Genomic DNA, 19,957 nt, shown 5'->3' with positions numbered 1-19,957 from the left:
AACATCTTATGAAAAAATCATTATTCGCACTGATTCTCGTCCTCGTTCTCATCGTCACAGCGGCGTGTGGCTCGAGTAAGGAAAGTAAGAATGAATCTAGTAGTAGCAGCGGGAAGGAAACAACCGTTAAAGTCGGGATTTCACCAGCAGAACTTCCAACATGGAATCTTGTGAAAAAACTCGCTGCAAAAGAAAATATTAACATTAAAATTGTAAAATTTAGTGACTACGTTCAACCTAATATCGCTTTAAATAATGGAGACATTGATCTCAATGCCTTTCAAACGGTGATTTATTTTGATGCTTTTAAAGAACAGCACCATCTCGATTTAACCGCGATTGGAACAACCGCTATTTGGCCAATGGGGATCTACTCCAAGAAGGTGAAGGACATAAAGGATATTAAAGATGGCGATCAAATCATTGTGCCTAATGATGCCACTAACCTTAGCCGTGCGCTTGCCCTTCTCCAAAAAGCAGGTTTAATTAAACTTTCATCTAAGTTCACAGGAACAGAAGGTATGGAAAGCATTAAAGAAAATCCAAAGCATTTAAAAATTACACCTGTAGAAGCGGGCCAAACGCCTCGTGGTCTGGACGATGCAACGGCTTCAATCATCAATTGTGATATGGCCATCAATGCTGGCTTGAATCCAACAAGTGACCCGATCTTCCATGAAGATGCCAGTAACAATGCCTACGTCAATATCATCGCTGCACACACAAAGAACAAAGACAATAAAACCTATCAAAAAATCGTTGATATCTTCCAGAAAAAAGAAGTTAGCGACTTTATCAAGAAACAATATAAAGGGGCAGCGATTCCTGTCACCAAACCTGTTTCAGAGCTTAAATATTAATAGGATGAGAGGTTGAGACAAAACAAAATAATGAATACAAATACCGAACAATGCGAGTTCAAAGATTGAGTAGGAAAAGGAGAGCGTAGTCAAAATACGGAGACTCCGACGGGAACAGCACGCGTCCGAAGATCCACTTTGGAGCACTAAAAGACACACTCCAAAGTTAGCTGTGGCCGTGCCCGTGGAAAGCGAAGTATTTTGACGAAGCGATTCACCTCATGCTAAGTATAAAGAAAAATCCGTCCGTTCAAAGAGAATGTTCGGATTTTTCTTTGAGTGAAATACTTCTGTCCCAGCCTCTTTCTTCTCCCCTTTGACTTTAATTTAGGAGGTTATGCGTAATGAAACAAGAGATTTATGATTGTATTGTTGTAGGTGCAGGAACTATGGGAATGGCCGCTGGTGCTTTCTTGGCCAAACAAGGGGTACATACATTACTTATCGATGCTTTTAACCCACCACATGCTTCTAGTAGTCATCACGGAGACACACGCATGATTCGTCATGCTTATGGGGAAGGACGACAATACGTTCAGTTGGTCAAAAGGGCCCAACAATTGTGGGAGGAACTTGATCACATTTCTGACTACAAAATTTTTGAAAAAACAGGTGTTCTTGGTATCGGAGCGAAAGACTCTCCCTTTTTACAAGAAACCATTGAAGCAGCACACAAATACGATCTACCTTTAGAAATTCTCACTGCACAAGCCATGATGGAAAGATGGCCAGGCATCACTGTCCCTGAACATTTTATCGGTTGTTTAGAACCTGATTCCGGCTTATTATATAGTGAGCATTGTATCCAAGCATATAAAGAACTTGCCTTAAAACATGGGGCTGAAATGGTTAGCAATGCGCCTGTATTAGCTATTGATACCAGCGAGTCCAATGGTGTTAAAGTCTCTACTCGTGAGGCTACTTTTTATGGAAAAAAGGTCATCGTCACCGTTGGCGCTTGGGCTGGGAAATTATTCAATCATTTCGCACTCCCGATTCAACCAATACGGAAAGTCTTTGGATGGTTTGATGCGCCTAAAGCATTGTACAGTAGCTCCCATTTTCCCTCATTCTATATTGATGAAGGCACGCGCATGTTCTACGGCTTTCCTGTGCTTAACAATACAGGCTTAAAAATAGGGCGCACTGACGGTGGCCAACCGATTGACCCCGATCAGCACGGGCAAAACTTCGGTGTTTACGATGAAGATGAAGGTGAATTAAGGGAATGTCTGCAAACCTACCTTCCAGCATCCAATGAAACTTTATTACAAGGAAAAACATGCCTACAAACACGTTCCAGTGATAGTCATTTCATTATAGATGAACATCCTGAAGATAGCAGAGTAATCATCGCAACAGGTTTCTCAGGACATGGATTCAAGTTTGGAAGTGTTATAGGTGAGGCTTTAAGTGAAATTGTCATCAACGGCTCCACTCAGCATGATCTCTCTCTTTTCTCGCTAGAGCGCTTTTCCAAATAAAAGCCTTTAGTCATGAAAACCTAACGAACCTATGAATAAAGAAGTGTAGTGTCAGCATATCTAAGATACACGTTTGTTGTCCTTGTTCTGAAAAATGGCACCAAGTCACCTTTCTGATGCCCGTTACCCTGCCCATAACCTGTCTCCTCAATTTATCTATGAATATTTTACAAAACAGTTATCCACAAGTCGATTATTTTATAATTTTCATGACAATGGAAAAAACCGGGCAAAAGCCCGGTCCATATTAAAACAAAAACACGGAAATAGTTTTTAATACCAAAAGGCACCGTCTGCACCCCGTTGATTGGAACGGAAGGCGCTCTGGCTCTATCAGGAACAGCAACCAGCGTTACTTCACGAATAAACTTCGAGTTGTTCCGAGGAAGCTGACTTCGAAGCAATACTCGTAGACGCAGGAACAGGGGATTTGTAACTTATATATTTTGGACCATTAATCGTCCATTCCAAAATGATCTGAGGCCACTAATGACGTTCGGCTAAAAGCATCACGTTATTAAGGAACTACGACTAAAACCGCCACATCCGTGTGACAACGCCGAAGCTAGCACCTCAACCACCCCAAAAAGTAAAGGGCACTTTTCATGAGGACAGCGAACGCTGCTATCCGCTATGTCTAGACGCCTATTAAACTTCCAATTAAACCTGCAATGATGCCTAGAATCGCCACGCTTAAGCCTAGAAAACCCAACACCCGCCAAGACAATGCTTTTCGAACCATTAAAGCGGATGGTAGGCTAATCACAGGAAGGACAATCGCCAAAACTGCAGCCGGCCCACTACTTAAACCGAAGTTCATAAAGGTTTGAATAATAGGAATCTCTCCAGATGTCGGGATCACAAATAAGGTCCCGACAATCGCAAATAATAAAATTAAGAAAAGACTGTTTCCCCACTCAATCCCTGCCTCTGGAAAAAGCCAAGCCCTAAAAGCGCCAAGGACAATGACACTTAGTACGTAAGCTGGAACTGTGGCTATAAGAATAGCACCTAAGCTTTTCAGCCAACGGAAAGCAAGATTCCCTTTCGGCTTTTGAAACGACTCTTCCACTTTATCTATCATTTCCGTCACGTTAGTATCTTTTCTCGCAAAACGTCCAGCAAGATAACTAATTCCAAAGACAAGCACCACACCAAAGATGAGGCGAAGTAAGGTAAATTTCCACCCTAATACGAAAAACATGAAAACCAATACGGCTGGATTAAGTGCTGTATTCCCGAACCAGAAGGCAACAGCTGCTGAAACTGAGCTGGACTGTTTTCTCATCCCTACAACAAGAGGAGCTGTACAACACGTACACATCATCCCCGGTAATGCAGATAACCCGGCAATCACAGTACTCCCATAGGTGGTTTTACCTAAAACCCGACGAATCCAATCCTTAGGAAGGGCCACTTGAACAAGTGAAGCTAAAATAATCGCCACTAAATAAGCCTTCCAGATCGAGTTAAAATAGTTTACTGTAAAGTCCCAGGCAGCATGCCAAGACGGCGCTGGAGCTGAAACCTTCTCACCTGAAATTGATGATGAACCTATCGCATGGTCATGTGCCGCTATAAAAGCTTTGTGAAAATAAGGATTCCACTTTGCCCAGTACAAACCTATTAATGCCACTACGATAAAAATAACCCCGCCAACGATGAATGACTTTCTGGCCTTAAGCGGAGACTCTGAAGCAAGTTTGGTTTGCCCATTCATCTCTAACACCCTCTATACTTATAAAAAGCCAAAGGTTCCATGAGACGATTAGCCTCATAAAATCAATGGCTTTTTCTTTTATTCTGCTTAATATATGAACACTTTATTATACACTTTTTAAGGTAGGACTTGCAAACAAACGGGTTTCTCAATGGTATACTGACTTCCTGTCGGTTTGGGCAGTCCTTGTGTCGTTATTTTCATGACGACGATAGTATCAGAATCTTGATTGGCCACAAGCATAAAGTCACTATTGGGAATCAGTAAAAAATTACGCGGGGTTTGCCCTAACGTGGCTGTATGTCCAATACAATCCAATGTGCCCTTTTCACCAATTTGGAAAGCAGCAATACTATCATGCCCACGATTGGAAGCATAAAGAAAGTGACCATCTTCTGAAACATGAATATCTGAAGCGGTATTTTCATCCGTAAATCCTTTCGGTAAAGTACTCACTGTTTCAACCAAGGCTAATGTACCTTCTTCATCTTGTCGATACACTGTAATGCTGGACTTCAGTTCCTGAATAACGTAGATAACCGGTTGGGTAGGATGAAAAGCAACATGTCTAGGACCCGAACCAGGAACAACGTCCACTTCATCATGAAGAGACCAATGTCCATCAGGTGTTTCGCTTCTATAAACATAGAGATGGTCCGTCCCTAAATCCGTCACTAACCGGTCAGTGGTTCCAGGTATGGTCACAATAGTATGAGGATGTGGCCCTTCCTGTCTTTCAGGATGAACACTGTGCCCTGAATGTTTAATACAATCGATTACATCACCAACGGCCCCATCTGCTTCTAGCGGATATTGACAAATACTTCCTCCCATATAATTGACAATAAATACACGTTGTTGTTCATTATCAATACTTACGTAACATGGTGCAGACCCAAGAGTGGGTTTACGGTTGATCTCCTTTAATACCTTTTCCTCTTTATCAAATGAATACGAAACAATTTGGCCTTCATCAATTTCACTCACCGCGTACAAGTGCTGACCTTTTTGATCCAAGGTTAGATAAGAAGGGTTTTTAATCCCTTTGACACCACTCACTTTTGTGAGTGTCCCTTCCCCATCTGGATCAAAGAGTAAAAGTTGGATAGCTTCATCCTCGTCTGACAAATAGGTCCCCACAAAAATATAATAACCCTCTTGCTTTTGCCCCATTACACGCTTTCCTCCCTTATGATGAAGAAGGTTGCCATTTCTTAGAAGTCAACCCACCTTCTTCGACTATAATCTCACCGTTTCATACGCTTCCTTCGCAAGAATGAGTCCACCCGTAATGCCGGCGTGATCCCCTAAGCCTGGTGGAACAATATACTGTTCAATATTTTCAGTGACTTCAGGAATGTTGAGATAACCGTTTAAAAGTGTTTGTACTTTTTTATGAATAAGTGGGAAAAGCTGCTTTTGTTTCATGACGCCCCCACCAAGGACAATCCTCTTTGGAGATAAAATGAGCATATACTGCATCAGTGCTTCCGCAATATAATGCGCTTCCAATTCCCATACTTCTTTTTTGTCTGCAAGTTCAATACCTTTCTTCCCCCAGCGTGCTTCAATCGCTGGTCCCGCAGCAAGTCCCTCTAAACAATCTTGATGATAAGGGCATTTCCCTGAATAGGCATCGTCAGGATGTCTAGGAATAAGAATATGTCCCATTTCTGGATGGGACAGCCCAGATAATAGTTGACCCTGAACAACAGCACCAGCACCAACACCTGTTCCCACTGTTATGTATAAACAACTATCTAATCCTTTTGCTGCGCCTAGTGTTGCCTCACCTAATGCTGCCGCATTGACGTCGGTATTAAAGCCAACAGGGATGTCAAATTCATCTTTGATCGCTTTCATAAAAGGATAGTTTCGCCAAGGCAGTTTTGGTGTTGAAGTGATAAAGCCATAGGTTGGACTATCGACATTAATATCTATAGGTCCGAATGAGCCTATCCCTATGGCCATTAAATCATAGTTTTTAAAGAAATCAATGACTTGTGGCATCGTGATCTCTGGTGTTTCTGTTTTTATTTGTATAGAATCCTTTATTTCACCCTTTTCATTTCCAACTGCACAGACAAATTTCGTCCCTCCAGCTTCAATAGATCCATAATACATGCTATTCACCCTTTTTCTCTTTAGATGGCTCAACATCTTTTATTGATGACTGAGCTAGACTCTCATTTATAACTCTCTAAATCTTCTTTCCTTGTTTTATTATACCTTTTTTTTCATCGTTAGTAAGTGTCAATTACGACAGGCGATGATCCAAAACCTCACGCAGCCCATTACTTAACATATAAAAACCAAGAATAAGTAATGAGAGCGTGACCCCTGGAGCCAAAGCATACCATGGATCATCTGTTAGATATTCTTGCGCTTCATTTAGCATTTGCCCTAAACTCGGATCCGGCGGTTGAACACCCAAACCGAGATAGCTAAGTGCTGATTCGGCTAGAAGGGCCCCAGCAAAGGCGATAGATCCGGCCACAAGCAATTGGGAGTAGACGTTGGGAAGAATCTCTTGAAATACAATTTTCATAGGATGGACACCTACTGCCTTAGCAGCCACCACATAATCTAATGCTTTGTTTTGGATAAAGCCACTGCGTGCAATCCGGGCTATACTAGGGACGGTCAATATACCTAATGCCAAAGAGGTATTGATGATGCCAGTCCCAAATACAGCAACAATCATAATCGCCAAAATAATTCCCGGAAAGGCCATCATGGCATCGATAAAGCGCATGATAATATCATCGATCCATCCACCAATATAGCCTGCAATCCCCCCAATTAAAGTGCCAATAACCAGTCCAATGACCACCACAACAGCTCCGACAAAAAAGGCCGTTTGCGTACTTTTCATGATGCGACTTAGCGTATCTCGACCAAATTTATCTGTACCGAGCCAATGCGCAAGGCTTGGAGATTGCAACTTATCGCTAACTTGAATTTTACTGACATCATAAGGCGTATAGAAAAAACTAATCACCATTAGGCATAAAAAGAATAGGAGAATAATAGTCCCGATCAGGAGATTCATATTCTTCTTTTTCCTTGTCTGATTCATCGTTCACCCTCACTTCAACCGAATCCGTGGATCGAGTACGGAATATAAAATATCCACTAAGAAATTGATGACCACAATGACAAACGCAATATAAAGCACAAGCCCTTGTACCACCGGGAAATCACGATAGCTTACCGAGGTAATTAACAATTGACCAATGCCGGGAAGCGAGAAAACTTGTTCAACAACAATCGTCCCCGCTACAACTTCTGCCAAAATAAGCCCTAATATGGTCAATACCGGGATTAGGGAATTTCTTAAAATATGATGAGAGAGGGTCTTCCATTCGGAGGCCCCTTTTCCCCGAGCTGTACGTACATAATCCATTTGCCCTTGTTCAATCACACCATTTCGAACATAACGATAACTCACGGCAATTTGCGGGATCGCGATTGTCAAAGCTGGTAATAGCAATGACCCTAAAGCACCCCAAAAATCTTCTGACCATGGCACATAACTTCCAGGTGAAAATAGACTAAAAACCGAACCAAAGAGTAAAATTAAAATCATGCCCATGAAGAAAGACGGAATGGCCATCCCAAACTGTGTAAAAATAGAGAGAAGCAGATCTCCCCAGCTATTTTCTCTTCTCGCTGCAATGACGCCGAGTGGAATAGATACAAAAATAACGATGATTAGGGACATGAAGGCCAACGATAGCGTCAACGGGAGTCTATCGAAAATCAAATCACGTACTGGCATTGAAAAGCGAATGGATTGCCCCAAGTCCCCTCTAATAAAGCCCTCAATAAGGTGCCCGTATTGTATGTAAAGAGGTTGATCTAATCCTAATTGGTGTCGAAGCGTTTTGATCCGGATAGGATCTGCATCTGGACCTAGCATCGTTTGTACCGGATCACCCGGAAGAATTTGAAAGACGAGAAACGTGATGATAGAGATAAAGACAAGCGTGAGAATAAGCAACCCTAAACGACGAATGATATAAGCCAACACTGTTCACCCCTTTCCCCACAATGAGTAGATAGAAGCGGACCCCATTTGGCGCCCGCTTATTTATTTAGGAAAGTGATACGCCCCGCTTCATTAGTTAGCTGGCTTAATATGGGCCATGTCTAAATAATAGATAGGGTATTGCTTGAATCCTGTAAATTGTTTATTTAATGCCCACTCAGTTTGATAATCACAAATAAAGACGGCCGGTGCCTTTTCAGTAAGGACTTTTTGTGCCTGTTTATAGAGAGACGCCCGCTGATCATCATCATTTTCTTTCATTGCTTGCTTCATAAGGGAATCAAATTGGCTATCACTAAAATTCATCATGTTAGAAGGATCATTCGTTTGATAACGACTCAACATTTCAAATGGACTAATCGTCCCTGTGAAATCAATAATCGTTGCCTCATAGTTTTTCTTTTTATAAACATCATCAAGCCATTTCGCCCACTCGATCACATTAATTTTAGCATCAATGCCTACTTCTTTTAACTCCTCTGCAATCACTTGAGCGGCCTCTGAATACACCTTATTATGTGAACTTACTGTGATCGTCATCGAAAAGCCATTGCCATAACCGGCTTCTTTTAATAACGCCTTGGCTTTCTTAATATTAGGTTGATAATAATCAACCAAATCTTTATTGAAGTATTTGCCCATAGCTGGACTCATATTGGAACCTAATTTTGAACCGTGTCCGGAAAAAGCAGCGTCAATCACATCATCCTTGTTCACGACATAGCTTATCGCTTGGCGCACACGCTCATCGTTGAAAGGTTTTTTATCATTATTGAAGCCCATCAGAAAAACAGCATTATTATTTTGTTCAATGATATTATTGTTCGTCTTGACCTCATCCACTTTATTTGCGGTTACACCGGAAAGATCAAGATTTCCCGACTTTACACTCAAGGACGCGGCATCATCATCAGGCTGGTAGGAAAAAGTCACTTTATTTAAATAAGGAAGATCCTCATCCCAATAATCAGCAAATTTTTCAAGAACGAGTTTATTTTGTGGTTTATATTCTACAAACTTAAAGGGCCCAGTGCCTATTGGATGCGTATTTTGCTTACTATCATTACTCTTTTCTAAAATAGCGGCATTCATGGCCGTCAATTGCGATAAGAAAGGAGAATAGGCTTTCTTCAAGGAAATGACTATGGTCTCTTGATCAGGGGTTTTCACAGATTTAATAATCTGACTCAAATCAGAAAGAGGTGCCCCTCCCGATTGACCTGTTAGACGATCAAAGGAATACTTGACATCATCCACTGTGACAGGATTGCCGTCATGGAACTTAATGCCTTTCCTCAGTTTAAAAGTATACGTCAGACCATCCTTTGAAATTTTGTCAGACTCAGCAACAGCAGGCTCTACCCCACCATTTGGTGTCGGTTTCATCAATCCTTCATAGACGTTTAACAACATTTGGAAAGTCAATGATGCCGTTGCTTTATGGGGGTCAAGATAATCGGGGTCGGCCATCATCCGAACAGTGATTTCCTTTTTGGCTTCGCCTTGCTTTTTTGTCTGACCGTTACTCGAACAACCACTAATCAATAAAATAAGCATCGCGAAGGTTACACTCATAACCCAAACCTTACGCATAGTCTTGTTCACTCCTTAGCGAATTAAGTTTATTTAACCATTCATAGTAAAGAAACATTCAAGCCTCCACCTTATGATAAAGATGGCAAGAAACAAAATGATCAGCTTCGCTCTCCTGCAATCGAGGGACAACAGTTTTACACGCTTCCATCGCCAGAGGACAACGCGTATGAAAAGGACAACCCGATGGCGGCTCTGATGCACTCGGAATATCACCTTGTAAGAGCACGCGTTCACCCGAGTACTCAGGGTCTGGGATAGGGACCGTCGAAATCAAGGCCTGCGTATAGGGGTGCTTCGGATCATTATATAAGTCCTCCGTTGAGGCTATCTCTACTATTCTCCCAAGATACATGACAGCGACACGGTCGCTAATATGGCGAACAACTCCTAGGTCATGAGAAATAAAGAGATAGGTTAATTGATAAGCTTCTTGCAAATCCTTAAGTAAATTTAGTATCTGCGCTTGAACGGAAACATCGAGGGCTGAGACCGGTTCATCGGCTACAATGAGCTTTGGTGTCACCGCCAATGCCCGAGCAATGGCAATGCGCTGTCTTTGCCCACCACTAAATTGATGAGGATAACGTCCATAAGCGGTTTCATTTAAACCGACTGTTTTAAGCAATGCCATTACCCGCTGCTTTCTTTCACTGACATTGCCCATCCGGTGCACTTTTAAAGGTTGTTCTAATAATTCACCAACAGTCCGCCGGGGATTAAGCGAAGCCAAGGGATTTTGAAAGACCATTTGTATATGTCGACGTTGCTTTCTCATCTCTCTTTGGCTGAGCTGCGTGAGATCGCGCCCTTCGAAAAGAATCTGTCCCGCTGTCGGTTCAATCAGCCTCAATAACATTCTCCCAGTTGTTGACTTACCACAGCCTGACTCTCCCACTATGCCTAGCGTTTCCCCTTTGCTTACAGAAAAACTAACGCCATCAACAGCTTTTAATAGGTTGGGGTGTTTTCTTCCCCCACTCCCTTTGACATCAAAATACTTTCTTAGGTTGCGGGCTTCTAGTAAAGTCTCCGATTCTACCATGAGTCGTCACCTCCTTTTTTTCAGCTTCGTAAAGAAGGCATCGCACGGCATCCCCGTTCTCATATTTGATAAAGGGAGGCTCAATCTCATAGCATTGAGCCAAAGCCCGCTCACACCGTGGGGCAAAAGGGCACCCTTTTTTTATTTCCCCTGGGCTGGGCACCATTCCTGGGATTGAATATAGCCTTTGCTTCTTTTCACGGACATCTGGGACTGATTGAATTAAACCTTTAGTATAAGGATGCTTTGGGGCTTTAAAAAGCGTGTGGATCGTCCCTTGTTCAACAACCCTTCCATTGTACATGACGAGGACTCGATCACAAATCTCAGCAACAACTCCTAAATCATGCGTAATAAAGATGATCGAAGTGTTAAACTCTCTATTAAGCGTCTTCATCAATTCAAGAATTTGCGCCTGTATCGTAACATCCAACGCCGTTGTTGGTTCGTCAGCGATGAGAACCTCTGGCTCACAAATCATGGCCATTGCAATCATCACGCGCTGACACATCCCTCCTGACAGCTGATGGGGATAGTAATGCATCAATTGTTCAGCCTGAGGCAGCCCTACACGTTCAAGACACTCTATGGCTTGGCGTCGCGCTGATTTCCTTGTGGCCTTGTGATGAAGCCCAAGACATTCCATCAATTGCGCGCCAATCGTATGTACAGGGTTCAGCGCAGACATTGGATCTTGATAGATCATTGCGATGTCATTGCCTCTGATCTGTCTCATCTTTTTTGCCGAGGCTTGAGTTAGATCCTCACCTTTAAATGCAATGTGTCCCCCGACAACTTTGCCTGGCTGTTCAACCAATCCCATAATCGAAAGCGAGGTGACACTTTTACCACAACCGGATTCGCCAACAACCCCTAATATTTCTCCCTTTTCCAAACGAAAGGTAACATCACTTACGGCAGGGACCTCACCATTTTCAGTGAAAAATGAGGTTTTTAGCTGACTTACTTCGAGGATTGTCCCCGTCATAACGCCACTCCTCTTATATGACTTTGATCAATTAAACCTACATTTAAAAAGGCGGAAAATAAGCAGAATAAGTTTTTTTAACAACAAAACCTCTCGATGGAGACGTAAAACCTATGAGTCTCTCACCTTACCAAAACCTCTTTAAACATCTCGCCACCTATTATATTACGAAGACCAAGAATAAGCTATTAAGCGACGACTTTTTATTTATTTTTCTTATTAAAATTGTATTAAATTGGACCATTGTAATAATTAGAAATTATTATATAATTTAGAGACATCAATCAATTAAAGGAGGACAAAATGAAAACCTTAGAATCAATTAGCCGTTTTTTTGGCAGCACCTTTGCAATTTGGGTCATCCTATTTGCTGTACTTGGCTTTATCTTCCCAAGTGCATTTACTTGGATTGGTGCTTATGTCCAGCTTTTATTAGGCATTATTATGTTTGGGATGGGGCTAACACTTCGAGGACAAGACTTCAAAGAAGTGTTTAAAAGACCTAAGGATGTAGCTATCGGTGTTTTAGCTCAATTTATTATTATGCCCTTATTAGCCTTTTTACTTGCTACTTTATTACCTGTATCAAAAGAAGTTGCTGTAGGAATTATTCTTGTCGGTTCTTGTCCAGGAGGAACAGCCTCCAATGTTATGACTTATTTATCAAAAGGTGACACGGCCTTATCTGTATCTATTACTTCTGTTTCAACCGTTTTAGCACCCATCTTAACCCCCTTTCTCATTTTTCTATTAGCCAGTAAGTGGGTCTCAGTCAGTTTTAGTTCTCTTTTCATCTCTATTTTAGAAATTGTGATTGTTCCAATCGTTTTAGGGATTGTTGTTCGCCTGATTCTCAGACAAAAGGTTGAAGCCGGTGTCAAAGTGTTACCCTTAGTCTCTGTTATCGCGATCATTGCTATTGTCGCTGCAGTTGTCGGTGGCAGCAGTGAACAAATTGCCAAAACGGGCTGGCTGATCTTTCTAGCCGTAGTCCTTCACAACGTATTAGGATTAATCATTGGATTTCTGGCAGCAAAACTCATGCGCATGAGCCCGGCAAAACAAAAAGCAGTCTCTATTGAGGTGGGTATGCAGAATTCAGCATTAGGCGCTACACTTGCCCAAGCCCATTTTTCACCCTTAGCTGCGGTTCCTAGCGCCATTTTTAGTGTTTGGCATAATATCTCTGGTCCTATTATTGCGACCCTTTATCGTAAGTTTGTCTCTGATGATAGGGATAACAAGGAAAGCCCCTCTAATAAAGCCTCATGAACATGAGATGAGTTAATAACAAATTAATGAGGTTAGGCCCACTCGCGTGTAAAGAATTCTAATCAATCCGCGAGCACGGTCTAACCTCTTTCTTTTTCCTCGCGACCTTCCATTCCCGTTTATTTATAGCTAGAGAACTAGCCTTTTACTTGTTTCTTTCTAAGACATCCATTATTCTATAGGTATACATTATTTTCCTTAAAAGGAGCTTAGATCAAGTTCTTGTGAATCTCGATCCCTTTTGATTTAAGAAAACACTGTCCCTTTCTCGTCTTTTTTTAACTTTTAATGCTTGGAGGATCTTATGGGTATGAGTTATTTAAATAAGGAAACAGTAAGCATCCATTATAACTATCTACAATCTAAGAACCCTCATGCAGAAACGATCATCCTTGCCCACGGTCTGGGCCTTAACATGAAGACTTGGAAGTATCTTATTAAGGAATTTCAAGATTACCATCTTCTCCTATTTGATTTTCGCGGACATGGCGAGACAAAAGGAGATTGTCACGCTTTAACATGGGATATTCTATATGGGGATTTTACCGCTCTTCTTAAGCAACTTAACATTGACCATTACCATTTTATCGGTCATGGATTAGGTGCTTATTTCGGCATTCAACTTTTTGGTGAGTATGGAGAAAAAGCAGAATCATTAACCTTAATTGGGATCACATCGTTTTTTCCAAATGAAATCAGTGAGGAAATGCTCGCCTATCGCAAAAGATTCTCCAAACCTGAAAACTACCCCGCTTTAGCCGACTTTATGATCCCACAAATCATACATAAAATGACGCCTGAGAAGCATCAATTGCTTTATGAGGCATATCATCAAGTTGAACAAAAGGTTTATTTTCAACTAATAGAACTGATTGCGCGATCCTCATCATTGTCAAAACTTCGATCTATACCCATACCGACACTTGTTTTAGGAGGAGAATGTGATCCTAATTATCTCCCGACCTTCGTCACAATGAATTCGCATTATTTGCCTAACGGGCGCACAGCCATCATTATTGATGCTTCCAATATGGTACACATTGATCAACCTGAGATCGTCGCTCGGATTTTTCGTCACTTTCTCAAAACAAAATACGATGATTTGAAACCGAATTCACACTACTCGGATGTTTTGGACCATTACTTCGACAGACTTTCATTAAGCCGGTCCAAAGCCAGCCATTCTCTGGATCAGAAGATTGTTATCCGCCTACTTCATAATTTTGAGATGATCAATAAAGGAAAAAAAGTGAGTGGACACTGGAACAGGCGAAGTGCAAAGGAGCTCCTTGCTTTTTTAGCGATTAATCGGGTGGTCCTAAGAGAACAATTATTTGAAGTGTTTTGGCCGCATTTACCACTTCCCAATGCGCAAAATCAGTTAAGAGTGGCTCTCAGCCATTTACGCAAGATATTTGCTGATGCAGGCTTTCCTAATGCCATTACAACGAATAAAAAAGATTTGCAGTTGAATATAGACTATGAATGCGATGTACTCCAATTACAAGAATTAATAAAAAAAGCTTCAACACTTACAGATTATCCTTTACTCCATAGGTCTATTTTACAAATTCTAGAAAAATTAGATCAAGATTTAGAACTTTTTCCTGACTTCTATTTCGATTGGTTCCTTGACTTTAAGCTATATCTTGAAGAACAAATCATTTATCTCTTTACGCGCAGTTACCCTTTATTCATTGAACATGAAGACTATATCTTGGCCAAACAAATGCTTGAGATTATATTGAAGTTTAAGCCATTTAATCAGTCCATCAAGCAAGATTTTTATTTAGTAAATGAGAAGCTTAATCAAGCCTAAACTAAAAAAACCCTAAGAATGGACAAGAGACTACTCATGTCCACTCAATAGAGATCTTCTCTTTCTCCTTATTCCAAATGACTATGACGCACAAACGCCATTTCAGCCGTCTGCTTCTTCCCCTCACTTTATAATAGAAATAGACAAAGGAGGTCAAAGAGGATGGGACAGCACCGATCGAAGAGTGAGCCTAAGGGTTGAATCGGCTCAGATTCACCCGCTCGTCAACATTTTGTGGCAGCTGGTACATGAGGGGGATAATCTGTGATCCAAGCAAGCTCGTTCTTCTGGCTAGACATTTTCTGATCTTTTAAGAAAACCGGGCAAAGTGGCCCGGCCTTGTTTAGACTTGTAAAATTTTTTATACATAAAGCAGTGGAGTTGGGATTTTAAAAACACTTTTCCAATTGCAAATCCACTTCAATCTTCCCAATGCTATCACCGCGCATGTTCTTAACCGCAGGCTCTCGATACTTTTTATAGGTTTCATCCTGCCCAGATGGAGCGGTAACCCCAAGATCCTCTAATACTTTTAACGTCACTGCACTCAGTGATCGAGGATTGCCATCTTCACATTTTATTGCAATCCCAATTCCCCTATCGACGACACCTAAGCACTGAACCCCTTCAGCCCCTGCTTTGGATACAATCTTGTTTGGAAACATTCTCATTAAATCAGTATCAAACCGTTGATAACCACCGACCATTTCTGGATGCTTCATCATCGCATCACGTAAAGTCTCCAGGGCCTGACTATGTTCAGGGGAGTTCGCAGACTGACCTGCCGCCAATTGGGCATAGCCATAAGCTGTTTTATTTAGTGGTAAACGATGCACCGGAACTCCACATCCATCTACACTGAGTCCAATTTGATCGATTGGTGTCTCGCAAAGCTCTGAAATCACTTTAAGAATTCGTTGTTGTTCTGCACTTTCGATCTCTCGATACACACGATGATCCTCTTTCATAAACACGGAAGTCGCCAGCATCCCGGAATGTTTTCCAGAACAATTACTAAATAAAGGTGTTAACTCTCCCCCGGATCGTATCAGTGCCTTATAATCCTCAGGATTTTTAGGTGGGTGCATACCACATTGCAGGGCATCAATATCAAGATTGATCTTCTTTAAAATATTTTGAACGGTCTCTCTATGGTAGGCCTCACCACTATGAGAAGCACAACTTATCGCCAGCTCTTGTGGCTCATAGTTGAAAAACGCTGCCGCACCGGTCTCAATTAACGGTACTGCTTGAAAAGGTTTCATCGAAGAACGCGCAAAGGTGGCACGCTCTGGATTTCCATATTGATATAATAATTGCCCTTCTGTATTTACGACTGCGATATGCACTTCATGTTGGCTTTCAACGTAGTTACCTCGATAGACTTTAATCATATTATCAGTTCCTTCTAGAAGAATTTAAGAATATTAATCTTTCATTTTAGGATCTACCGCATCGCGCAGACCATCTGCCAATAAATTAAAACAAACCATAAGAGCAACAATAACAATTGAAGGAAAGATCAAAAGGTAATAATGAGACTGCATCGCATGGAACCCATCATTGATCAACACTCCCAAAGACGCTAAAGGCTCTTGTAGTCCTAATCCTATAAAACTCAGAAAGGCTTCTGTAAAAATAGCTGATGGAATAGTGAACATTAAATTGACTAAGATCAGACTCATACTATTGGGGATAAAGTGCTTAAAAATAATCCGAAAAACATTGGCCCCTAACGCCTGTGAAGCCATAACATATTCTTGTGTTTTAAGTTTAAAAATTTGTGAACGAACCAATCTAGCCATATTCACCCAACCTGTTATCACCATCGCAACCGATATAGTCACTATCCCCGGTTTCATAAATAGAATTAATAGAATAACAACGATAAGATTGGGTATCCCTACTAAAATGTCGATAATTCTCTGCAAAACTAAATCGACCTTACCCCCGAACACACCGGAAATGGCGCCAAACATTACGCCAATAATGAGGTCTAGCACCGCTGCTAGCAAAGCAATGTATAACGAAATTCTGGTCCCTTCCCAAATTCGAGTCCATTGATCCCGTCCAAACTTATCCGTCCCCAACCAATGCTCCGAACTCGGTGGTTGAAAAGAAACGGAATAATCCGTTTGATAATAAGTATAGCTATTCATATGCGGTCCAAATATCGCGAGCAAAACGATAAAGGCTAGAACAAATAGACTTACAAAAGCCCCTTTATTTTTCTTAAGACGTCGCCAGGAATTCCGCCAACCCACTAATTCTTTTCCAGAGAGGGCCTCTTTATCAGAAGGGTCACTTAAAACGGGCTGAAAGCTTTCATCGTTAATTTCTACTTTTTCGATACTCATCTTACCCCTCCTTCCCCCCTGCTAAGCGGATTCTTGGATCAATCAGACCATAAAGCAAGTCAATAATTAACACCATAAAAACAAATAAAACACTGAATAATAAAGTGACCCCCATGATCATGGAATAATCATTCACTTTAATCGATTCAACAAAAAGACTCCCGATCCCCGGAATACTAAAGACTTGTTCAATAACTAGGGAGCCCGTAATGAGACTAACAACGACGGGGCCTAACACTGTTAATACAGGGATCATTGCGTTCCTAACCGCATGATGAATGATGATATTGCGAGAAGATAACCCTTTGGCTTTAGCCGTCATAATATAATCCTGACCCAATACCTCTAACATCTCATTTCTTGTAAACCGTGCAACCACAGCTACAACCCCTATAGCAAGAGCAATGGTAGGTAAAATAGTACTCTGGTAACTCTCCCAATAGGCAATGGGCAAGACCCCCCATTTCAAACCGACAAAGTACTGCAGTAGCGCGGCAAAAACAAAATTGGGAATCGATATACCCAGCACCGCGATAAGCATCGTAATGTAATCCCACATTGAATTGTGCTTAAAAGCTGCAATTAATCCAAGAATTAATCCTACCGCTGTTCCAATGATTAACGCTTGAATACCTAATAAGGCTGATGGTCCAATACGATCGACGATGATATTTGAGACTGGGCGATCCTGATAATAGAAAGACAACCCCATATCACCTTTTAATAGGTTTCCTAAATAGTTCACGTATTGATGCCAGACTGGTGCGTTTAAACCGTATTGATCATAAATTTGTGTCCGAACCTCATCAGGAAGAGCCGCTAATTTTTCTTCATCAAAGGGGGAGCCAGGAAGCTGTTTCATTAAGAAAAAAGTCAAAGTTGAAATGACAAATAATGTTGCTACTATATTAAACAATCGTACTAAGATATATTTTTGCAAGTCGCTACACCACCCCACAACAATTTTTCCAATCTATCCTTTGAAAGAAGGAAGAGAGGGCCTTCGCCCTCGCTCCGCTCAATCCATAGTGGCATATTTATAATCCCAAGGATTACCCCAAGGATGGAATACCAAGCCTTTAACTTTCGGGTTTTGGAGATAAGCCTGCCCTTGATAATAGAGAGGTGCAAGGACAGCTTCATCCTTCAATAAGATTTGTTCTGTTTTTAACAACTCATTCATACGCTTGGTATCATCACTTTGACTCTTGGCATCCTTAATGAGTTGGTCATATTCTTTATTTGAAAAACTTCCACGGAAAGGTGTTGCCGGTGACACCCACAAATCCATATAAGTCATGGGGTCATTATAATCAGCACCCCATGCCGAGATCGCCATTTGGTAATCGCCTGCCCGCATTGTATCTAAACGACCACTATAAGGTTTAGTGACAAGTTCAACATCAATGCCAAGGTTTTTCTTCCACTGGCTCTGTAAAAAAGTTGCCGTATCTTTTTCGACCGTATCATCAGAAACAAGCAGCTGTAGTTTCGGTGTCTTGCCGAGTTCCTTTATGCCCTCCTTCCAGAGATCTTTGGCTTTAGCCACATCTGGTTTGATCACATCTCCTTGTAAGTCGCGGAATGATTTTCCATCTACGCCTTCCATTCCTGGAGGAATAAGACCAGAAGCTGCTTTCGAGCCATTATTCAAAATGACCTTTTCTAGAGTGCTCGGATCATATGAAAGCTGTAGTGCCTGTCTGAGACTCTTGTTTTTAAGAACTGAATCTCCTAAATTAAATTGTACATAATAGGATCTAAAATTCGTCTGTGTACCAAACTCCGGCTTGTCTTTATAGTTATTCACATCTTCAGATGAAAGATTAACGTAATCTAACTGGCCACCATTGTATAAGTTCAAGGCTGTACTTGCCTCTTTTATCACTTTAATATCAATATTAGGAATATTAACATTAGCCTTATCCCAGTATTGATCATTTTTCTTTAAGGTGACCCCTGATGCTGGATTAAAGTCAGTCAGAACATATGGCCCATTATATAAGAGCTTGTCTGGACTTTGGCCGAAATCATCCTTGTTTTTCTCGAAAAAGGCTTTGTTAACTGGATAATACTTTTCAAAGGTTGTTAACCCTAAGAAATAAGGCGTTGGTTTTTTGATATGAACGATAAATGTTTTATCATCAGGCGCTTCCACCCCAACCTTGTCGGCTTTCACTTTGCCATTGGTATACTCTTCACCATTCACAATATAATCTGTCAAAATAAATCGGTAGGATCCTGATGTTTGAGGATTCATCCCCAATAACCAACCATCAACAAAATCTTGAGCGGTAACAGGCTCGCCATTACTCCACTTAATCCCATCACGTAGGGTAAAGGTATAGGTCAAACCGTCGTCTGAAACCTTGACACTTTTGGCCATGGCGGGAACAGGCTTATTATTCTCATCCAGTCGATACAATCCTTCCATGACATTACCTAGAACGGAGAAAGAGATAGAATCCGTAGTTTTTATCGGGTTCAAGTCCGGAATATCATTATCAAAATATAAATTTAACGTGTCATCAGATTTTTTTGAACCTCCACTTGTGCCCTCCGTACCAGAGCCAGAAGAAGCATCCTTTGATGAAAAACTATTACACGCACTTAAAACTAAACAGACTATCAGTAAAAATGAAACAACTAACCCCTTTTTCATCTCTATTGCCTCCTTATATATTTTTCACTATTTTAATATGCAAAAATCGTGCCAAAACAAAACAAAATAGGACTCTTTGGCCATAAAATAAAGCAAAAAAGCGCGA

16 protein-coding genes are annotated in these 19,957 nt (G+C 41.2%); 4 read left to right on the top strand and 12 right to left on the bottom strand.

The window, feature by feature from the left end:
• Window positions 1-8 precede the first annotated feature (8 nt).
• Window positions 9-860, top strand: a complete 852-nt coding sequence (locus IEV91_RS13405) for a MetQ/NlpA family ABC transporter substrate-binding protein (RefSeq protein ID WP_188497929.1) — start codon at window positions 9-11, stop codon at window positions 858-860.
• 344 nt (window positions 861-1,204) lie between these two features.
• A complete protein-coding gene (solA, locus tag IEV91_RS13400) occupies window positions 1,205-2,344 on the top strand; it encodes an N-methyl-L-tryptophan oxidase (protein ID WP_188497928.1) in 1,140 nt (379 codons plus the stop codon).
• Window positions 2,345-2,981: 637 nt separating this feature from the next.
• Here the strand turns inward: solA and IEV91_RS13395 are convergent.
• The 8 genes from IEV91_RS13395 to IEV91_RS13360 form a co-directional block, all read right to left on the bottom strand.
• A complete protein-coding gene (locus IEV91_RS13395) occupies window positions 2,982-4,064 on the bottom strand; it encodes a permease (protein ID WP_188497927.1) in 1,083 nt (360 codons plus the stop codon).
• A gap of 117 nt (window positions 4,065-4,181) precedes the next feature.
• Window positions 4,182-5,237 (bottom strand): lactonase family protein, encoded by a 1,056-nt coding sequence (locus IEV91_RS13390; protein WP_188497926.1) that lies wholly within the window; start codon window positions 5,235-5,237, stop codon window positions 4,182-4,184.
• A 66-nt stretch (window positions 5,238-5,303) separates the two neighbouring features.
• Complete coding sequence (locus tag IEV91_RS13385; protein ID WP_188497925.1) at window positions 5,304-6,188, bottom strand: ROK family protein; 885 nt, start codon at window positions 6,186-6,188, stop codon at window positions 5,304-5,306.
• A 133-nt stretch (window positions 6,189-6,321) separates the two neighbouring features.
• Window positions 6,322-7,143 (bottom strand): ABC transporter permease, encoded by an 822-nt coding sequence (locus IEV91_RS13380; protein WP_188497924.1) that lies wholly within the window; start codon window positions 7,141-7,143, stop codon window positions 6,322-6,324.
• 9 nt (window positions 7,144-7,152) lie between these two features.
• On the bottom strand, window positions 7,153-8,094 hold the full coding sequence (locus IEV91_RS13375; protein WP_188497923.1) for an ABC transporter permease: 942 nt from the start codon (window positions 8,092-8,094) through the stop codon (window positions 7,153-7,155).
• Window positions 8,095-8,187: 93 nt separating this feature from the next.
• Window positions 8,188-9,708 (bottom strand): ABC transporter substrate-binding protein, encoded by a 1,521-nt coding sequence (locus IEV91_RS13370; protein ID WP_188497922.1) that lies wholly within the window; start codon window positions 9,706-9,708, stop codon window positions 8,188-8,190.
• A 58-nt stretch (window positions 9,709-9,766) separates the two neighbouring features.
• On the bottom strand, window positions 9,767-10,753 hold the full coding sequence (locus IEV91_RS13365; protein WP_188497921.1) for an ABC transporter ATP-binding protein: 987 nt from the start codon (window positions 10,751-10,753) through the stop codon (window positions 9,767-9,769).
• Entirely contained in the window at window positions 10,701-11,741 is a 1,041-nt protein-coding gene (locus IEV91_RS13360; protein WP_188497920.1) for an ABC transporter ATP-binding protein, read from the bottom strand. Before IEV91_RS13360 ends, IEV91_RS13365 begins: the two co-directional genes overlap by 53 nt.
• A gap of 303 nt (window positions 11,742-12,044) precedes the next feature.
• On the opposite strand from IEV91_RS13360, the gene IEV91_RS13355 reads away from it, so the two are divergent.
• Both IEV91_RS13355 and IEV91_RS13350 read left to right on the top strand, forming a co-directional pair.
• Complete coding sequence (locus tag IEV91_RS13355; RefSeq protein ID WP_188497919.1) at window positions 12,045-13,013, top strand: bile acid:sodium symporter family protein; 969 nt, start codon at window positions 12,045-12,047, stop codon at window positions 13,011-13,013.
• 310 nt (window positions 13,014-13,323) lie between these two features.
• Complete coding sequence (locus IEV91_RS13350; RefSeq protein WP_188497918.1) at window positions 13,324-14,832, top strand: alpha/beta hydrolase; 1,509 nt, start codon at window positions 13,324-13,326, stop codon at window positions 14,830-14,832.
• 389 nt (window positions 14,833-15,221) lie between these two features.
• Here the strand turns inward: IEV91_RS13350 and IEV91_RS13345 are convergent, their stop codons facing one another.
• From IEV91_RS13345 to IEV91_RS13330, 4 genes are all read right to left on the bottom strand, one after another.
• On the bottom strand, window positions 15,222-16,226 hold the full coding sequence (locus IEV91_RS13345) for an asparaginase (protein WP_188497917.1): 1,005 nt from the start codon (window positions 16,224-16,226) through the stop codon (window positions 15,222-15,224).
• Window positions 16,227-16,259: 33 nt separating this feature from the next.
• Complete coding sequence (locus IEV91_RS13340; protein ID WP_188497916.1) at window positions 16,260-17,189, bottom strand: ABC transporter permease; 930 nt, start codon at window positions 17,187-17,189, stop codon at window positions 16,260-16,262.
• 1 nt (window position 17,190) lies between these two features.
• Window positions 17,191-18,129 (bottom strand): ABC transporter permease, encoded by a 939-nt coding sequence (locus IEV91_RS13335; protein WP_188497915.1) that lies wholly within the window; start codon window positions 18,127-18,129, stop codon window positions 17,191-17,193.
• A gap of 78 nt (window positions 18,130-18,207) precedes the next feature.
• Entirely contained in the window at window positions 18,208-19,851 is a 1,644-nt protein-coding gene (locus IEV91_RS13330; RefSeq protein ID WP_188497914.1) for a peptide ABC transporter substrate-binding protein, read from the bottom strand.
• Window positions 19,852-19,957 lie beyond the last annotated feature (106 nt).

It is taken from the genome of Pullulanibacillus pueri (genome assembly GCF_014639255.1).
GTDB lineage: Bacteria > Bacillota > Bacilli > Bacillales > Sporolactobacillaceae > Pullulanibacillus > Pullulanibacillus pueri.
Note: the sequence above shows the minus strand (reverse complement) of the source record. Positions and strands in the feature narration are given on the sequence as shown.

What these genes read in the sequence shown, in the direction of transcription:
- IEV91_RS13370 (WP_188497922.1), bottom strand. Translation starts at nt 9,708, where the DNA reads ATGCGTAAGGTTTGGGTTATGAGTGTAACCTTCGCGATGCTTATTTTA.
- IEV91_RS13390 (WP_188497926.1), bottom strand. Translation starts at nt 5,237, where the DNA reads ATGGGGCAAAAGCAAGAGGGTTATTATATTTTTGTGGGGACCTATTTG.
- IEV91_RS13405 (WP_188497929.1), top strand. Translation starts at nt 9, where the DNA reads ATGAAAAAATCATTATTCGCACTGATTCTCGTCCTCGTTCTCATCGTC.
- IEV91_RS13355 (WP_188497919.1), top strand. Translation starts at nt 12,045, where the DNA reads ATGAAAACCTTAGAATCAATTAGCCGTTTTTTTGGCAGCACCTTTGCA.
- IEV91_RS13330 (WP_188497914.1), bottom strand. Translation starts at nt 19,851, where the DNA reads ATGAAAAAGGGGTTAGTTGTTTCATTTTTACTGATAGTCTGTTTAGTT.
- IEV91_RS13380 (WP_188497924.1), bottom strand. Translation starts at nt 7,143, where the DNA reads ATGAATCAGACAAGGAAAAAGAAGAATATGAATCTCCTGATCGGGACT.
- IEV91_RS13345 (WP_188497917.1), bottom strand. Translation starts at nt 16,226, where the DNA reads ATGATTAAAGTCTATCGAGGTAACTACGTTGAAAGCCAACATGAAGTG.
- IEV91_RS13365 (WP_188497921.1), bottom strand. Translation starts at nt 10,753, where the DNA reads ATGGTAGAATCGGAGACTTTACTAGAAGCCCGCAACCTAAGAAAGTAT.
- solA (WP_188497928.1), top strand. Translation starts at nt 1,205, where the DNA reads ATGAAACAAGAGATTTATGATTGTATTGTTGTAGGTGCAGGAACTATG.
- IEV91_RS13395 (WP_188497927.1), bottom strand. Translation starts at nt 4,064, where the DNA reads ATGAATGGGCAAACCAAACTTGCTTCAGAGTCTCCGCTTAAGGCCAGA.
- IEV91_RS13385 (WP_188497925.1), bottom strand. Translation starts at nt 6,188, where the DNA reads ATGTATTATGGATCTATTGAAGCTGGAGGGACGAAATTTGTCTGTGCA.
- IEV91_RS13350 (WP_188497918.1), top strand. Translation starts at nt 13,324, where the DNA reads ATGAGTTATTTAAATAAGGAAACAGTAAGCATCCATTATAACTATCTA.
- IEV91_RS13340 (WP_188497916.1), bottom strand. Translation starts at nt 17,189, where the DNA reads ATGAGTATCGAAAAAGTAGAAATTAACGATGAAAGCTTTCAGCCCGTT.
- IEV91_RS13360 (WP_188497920.1), bottom strand. Translation starts at nt 11,741, where the DNA reads ATGACGGGGACAATCCTCGAAGTAAGTCAGCTAAAAACCTCATTTTTC.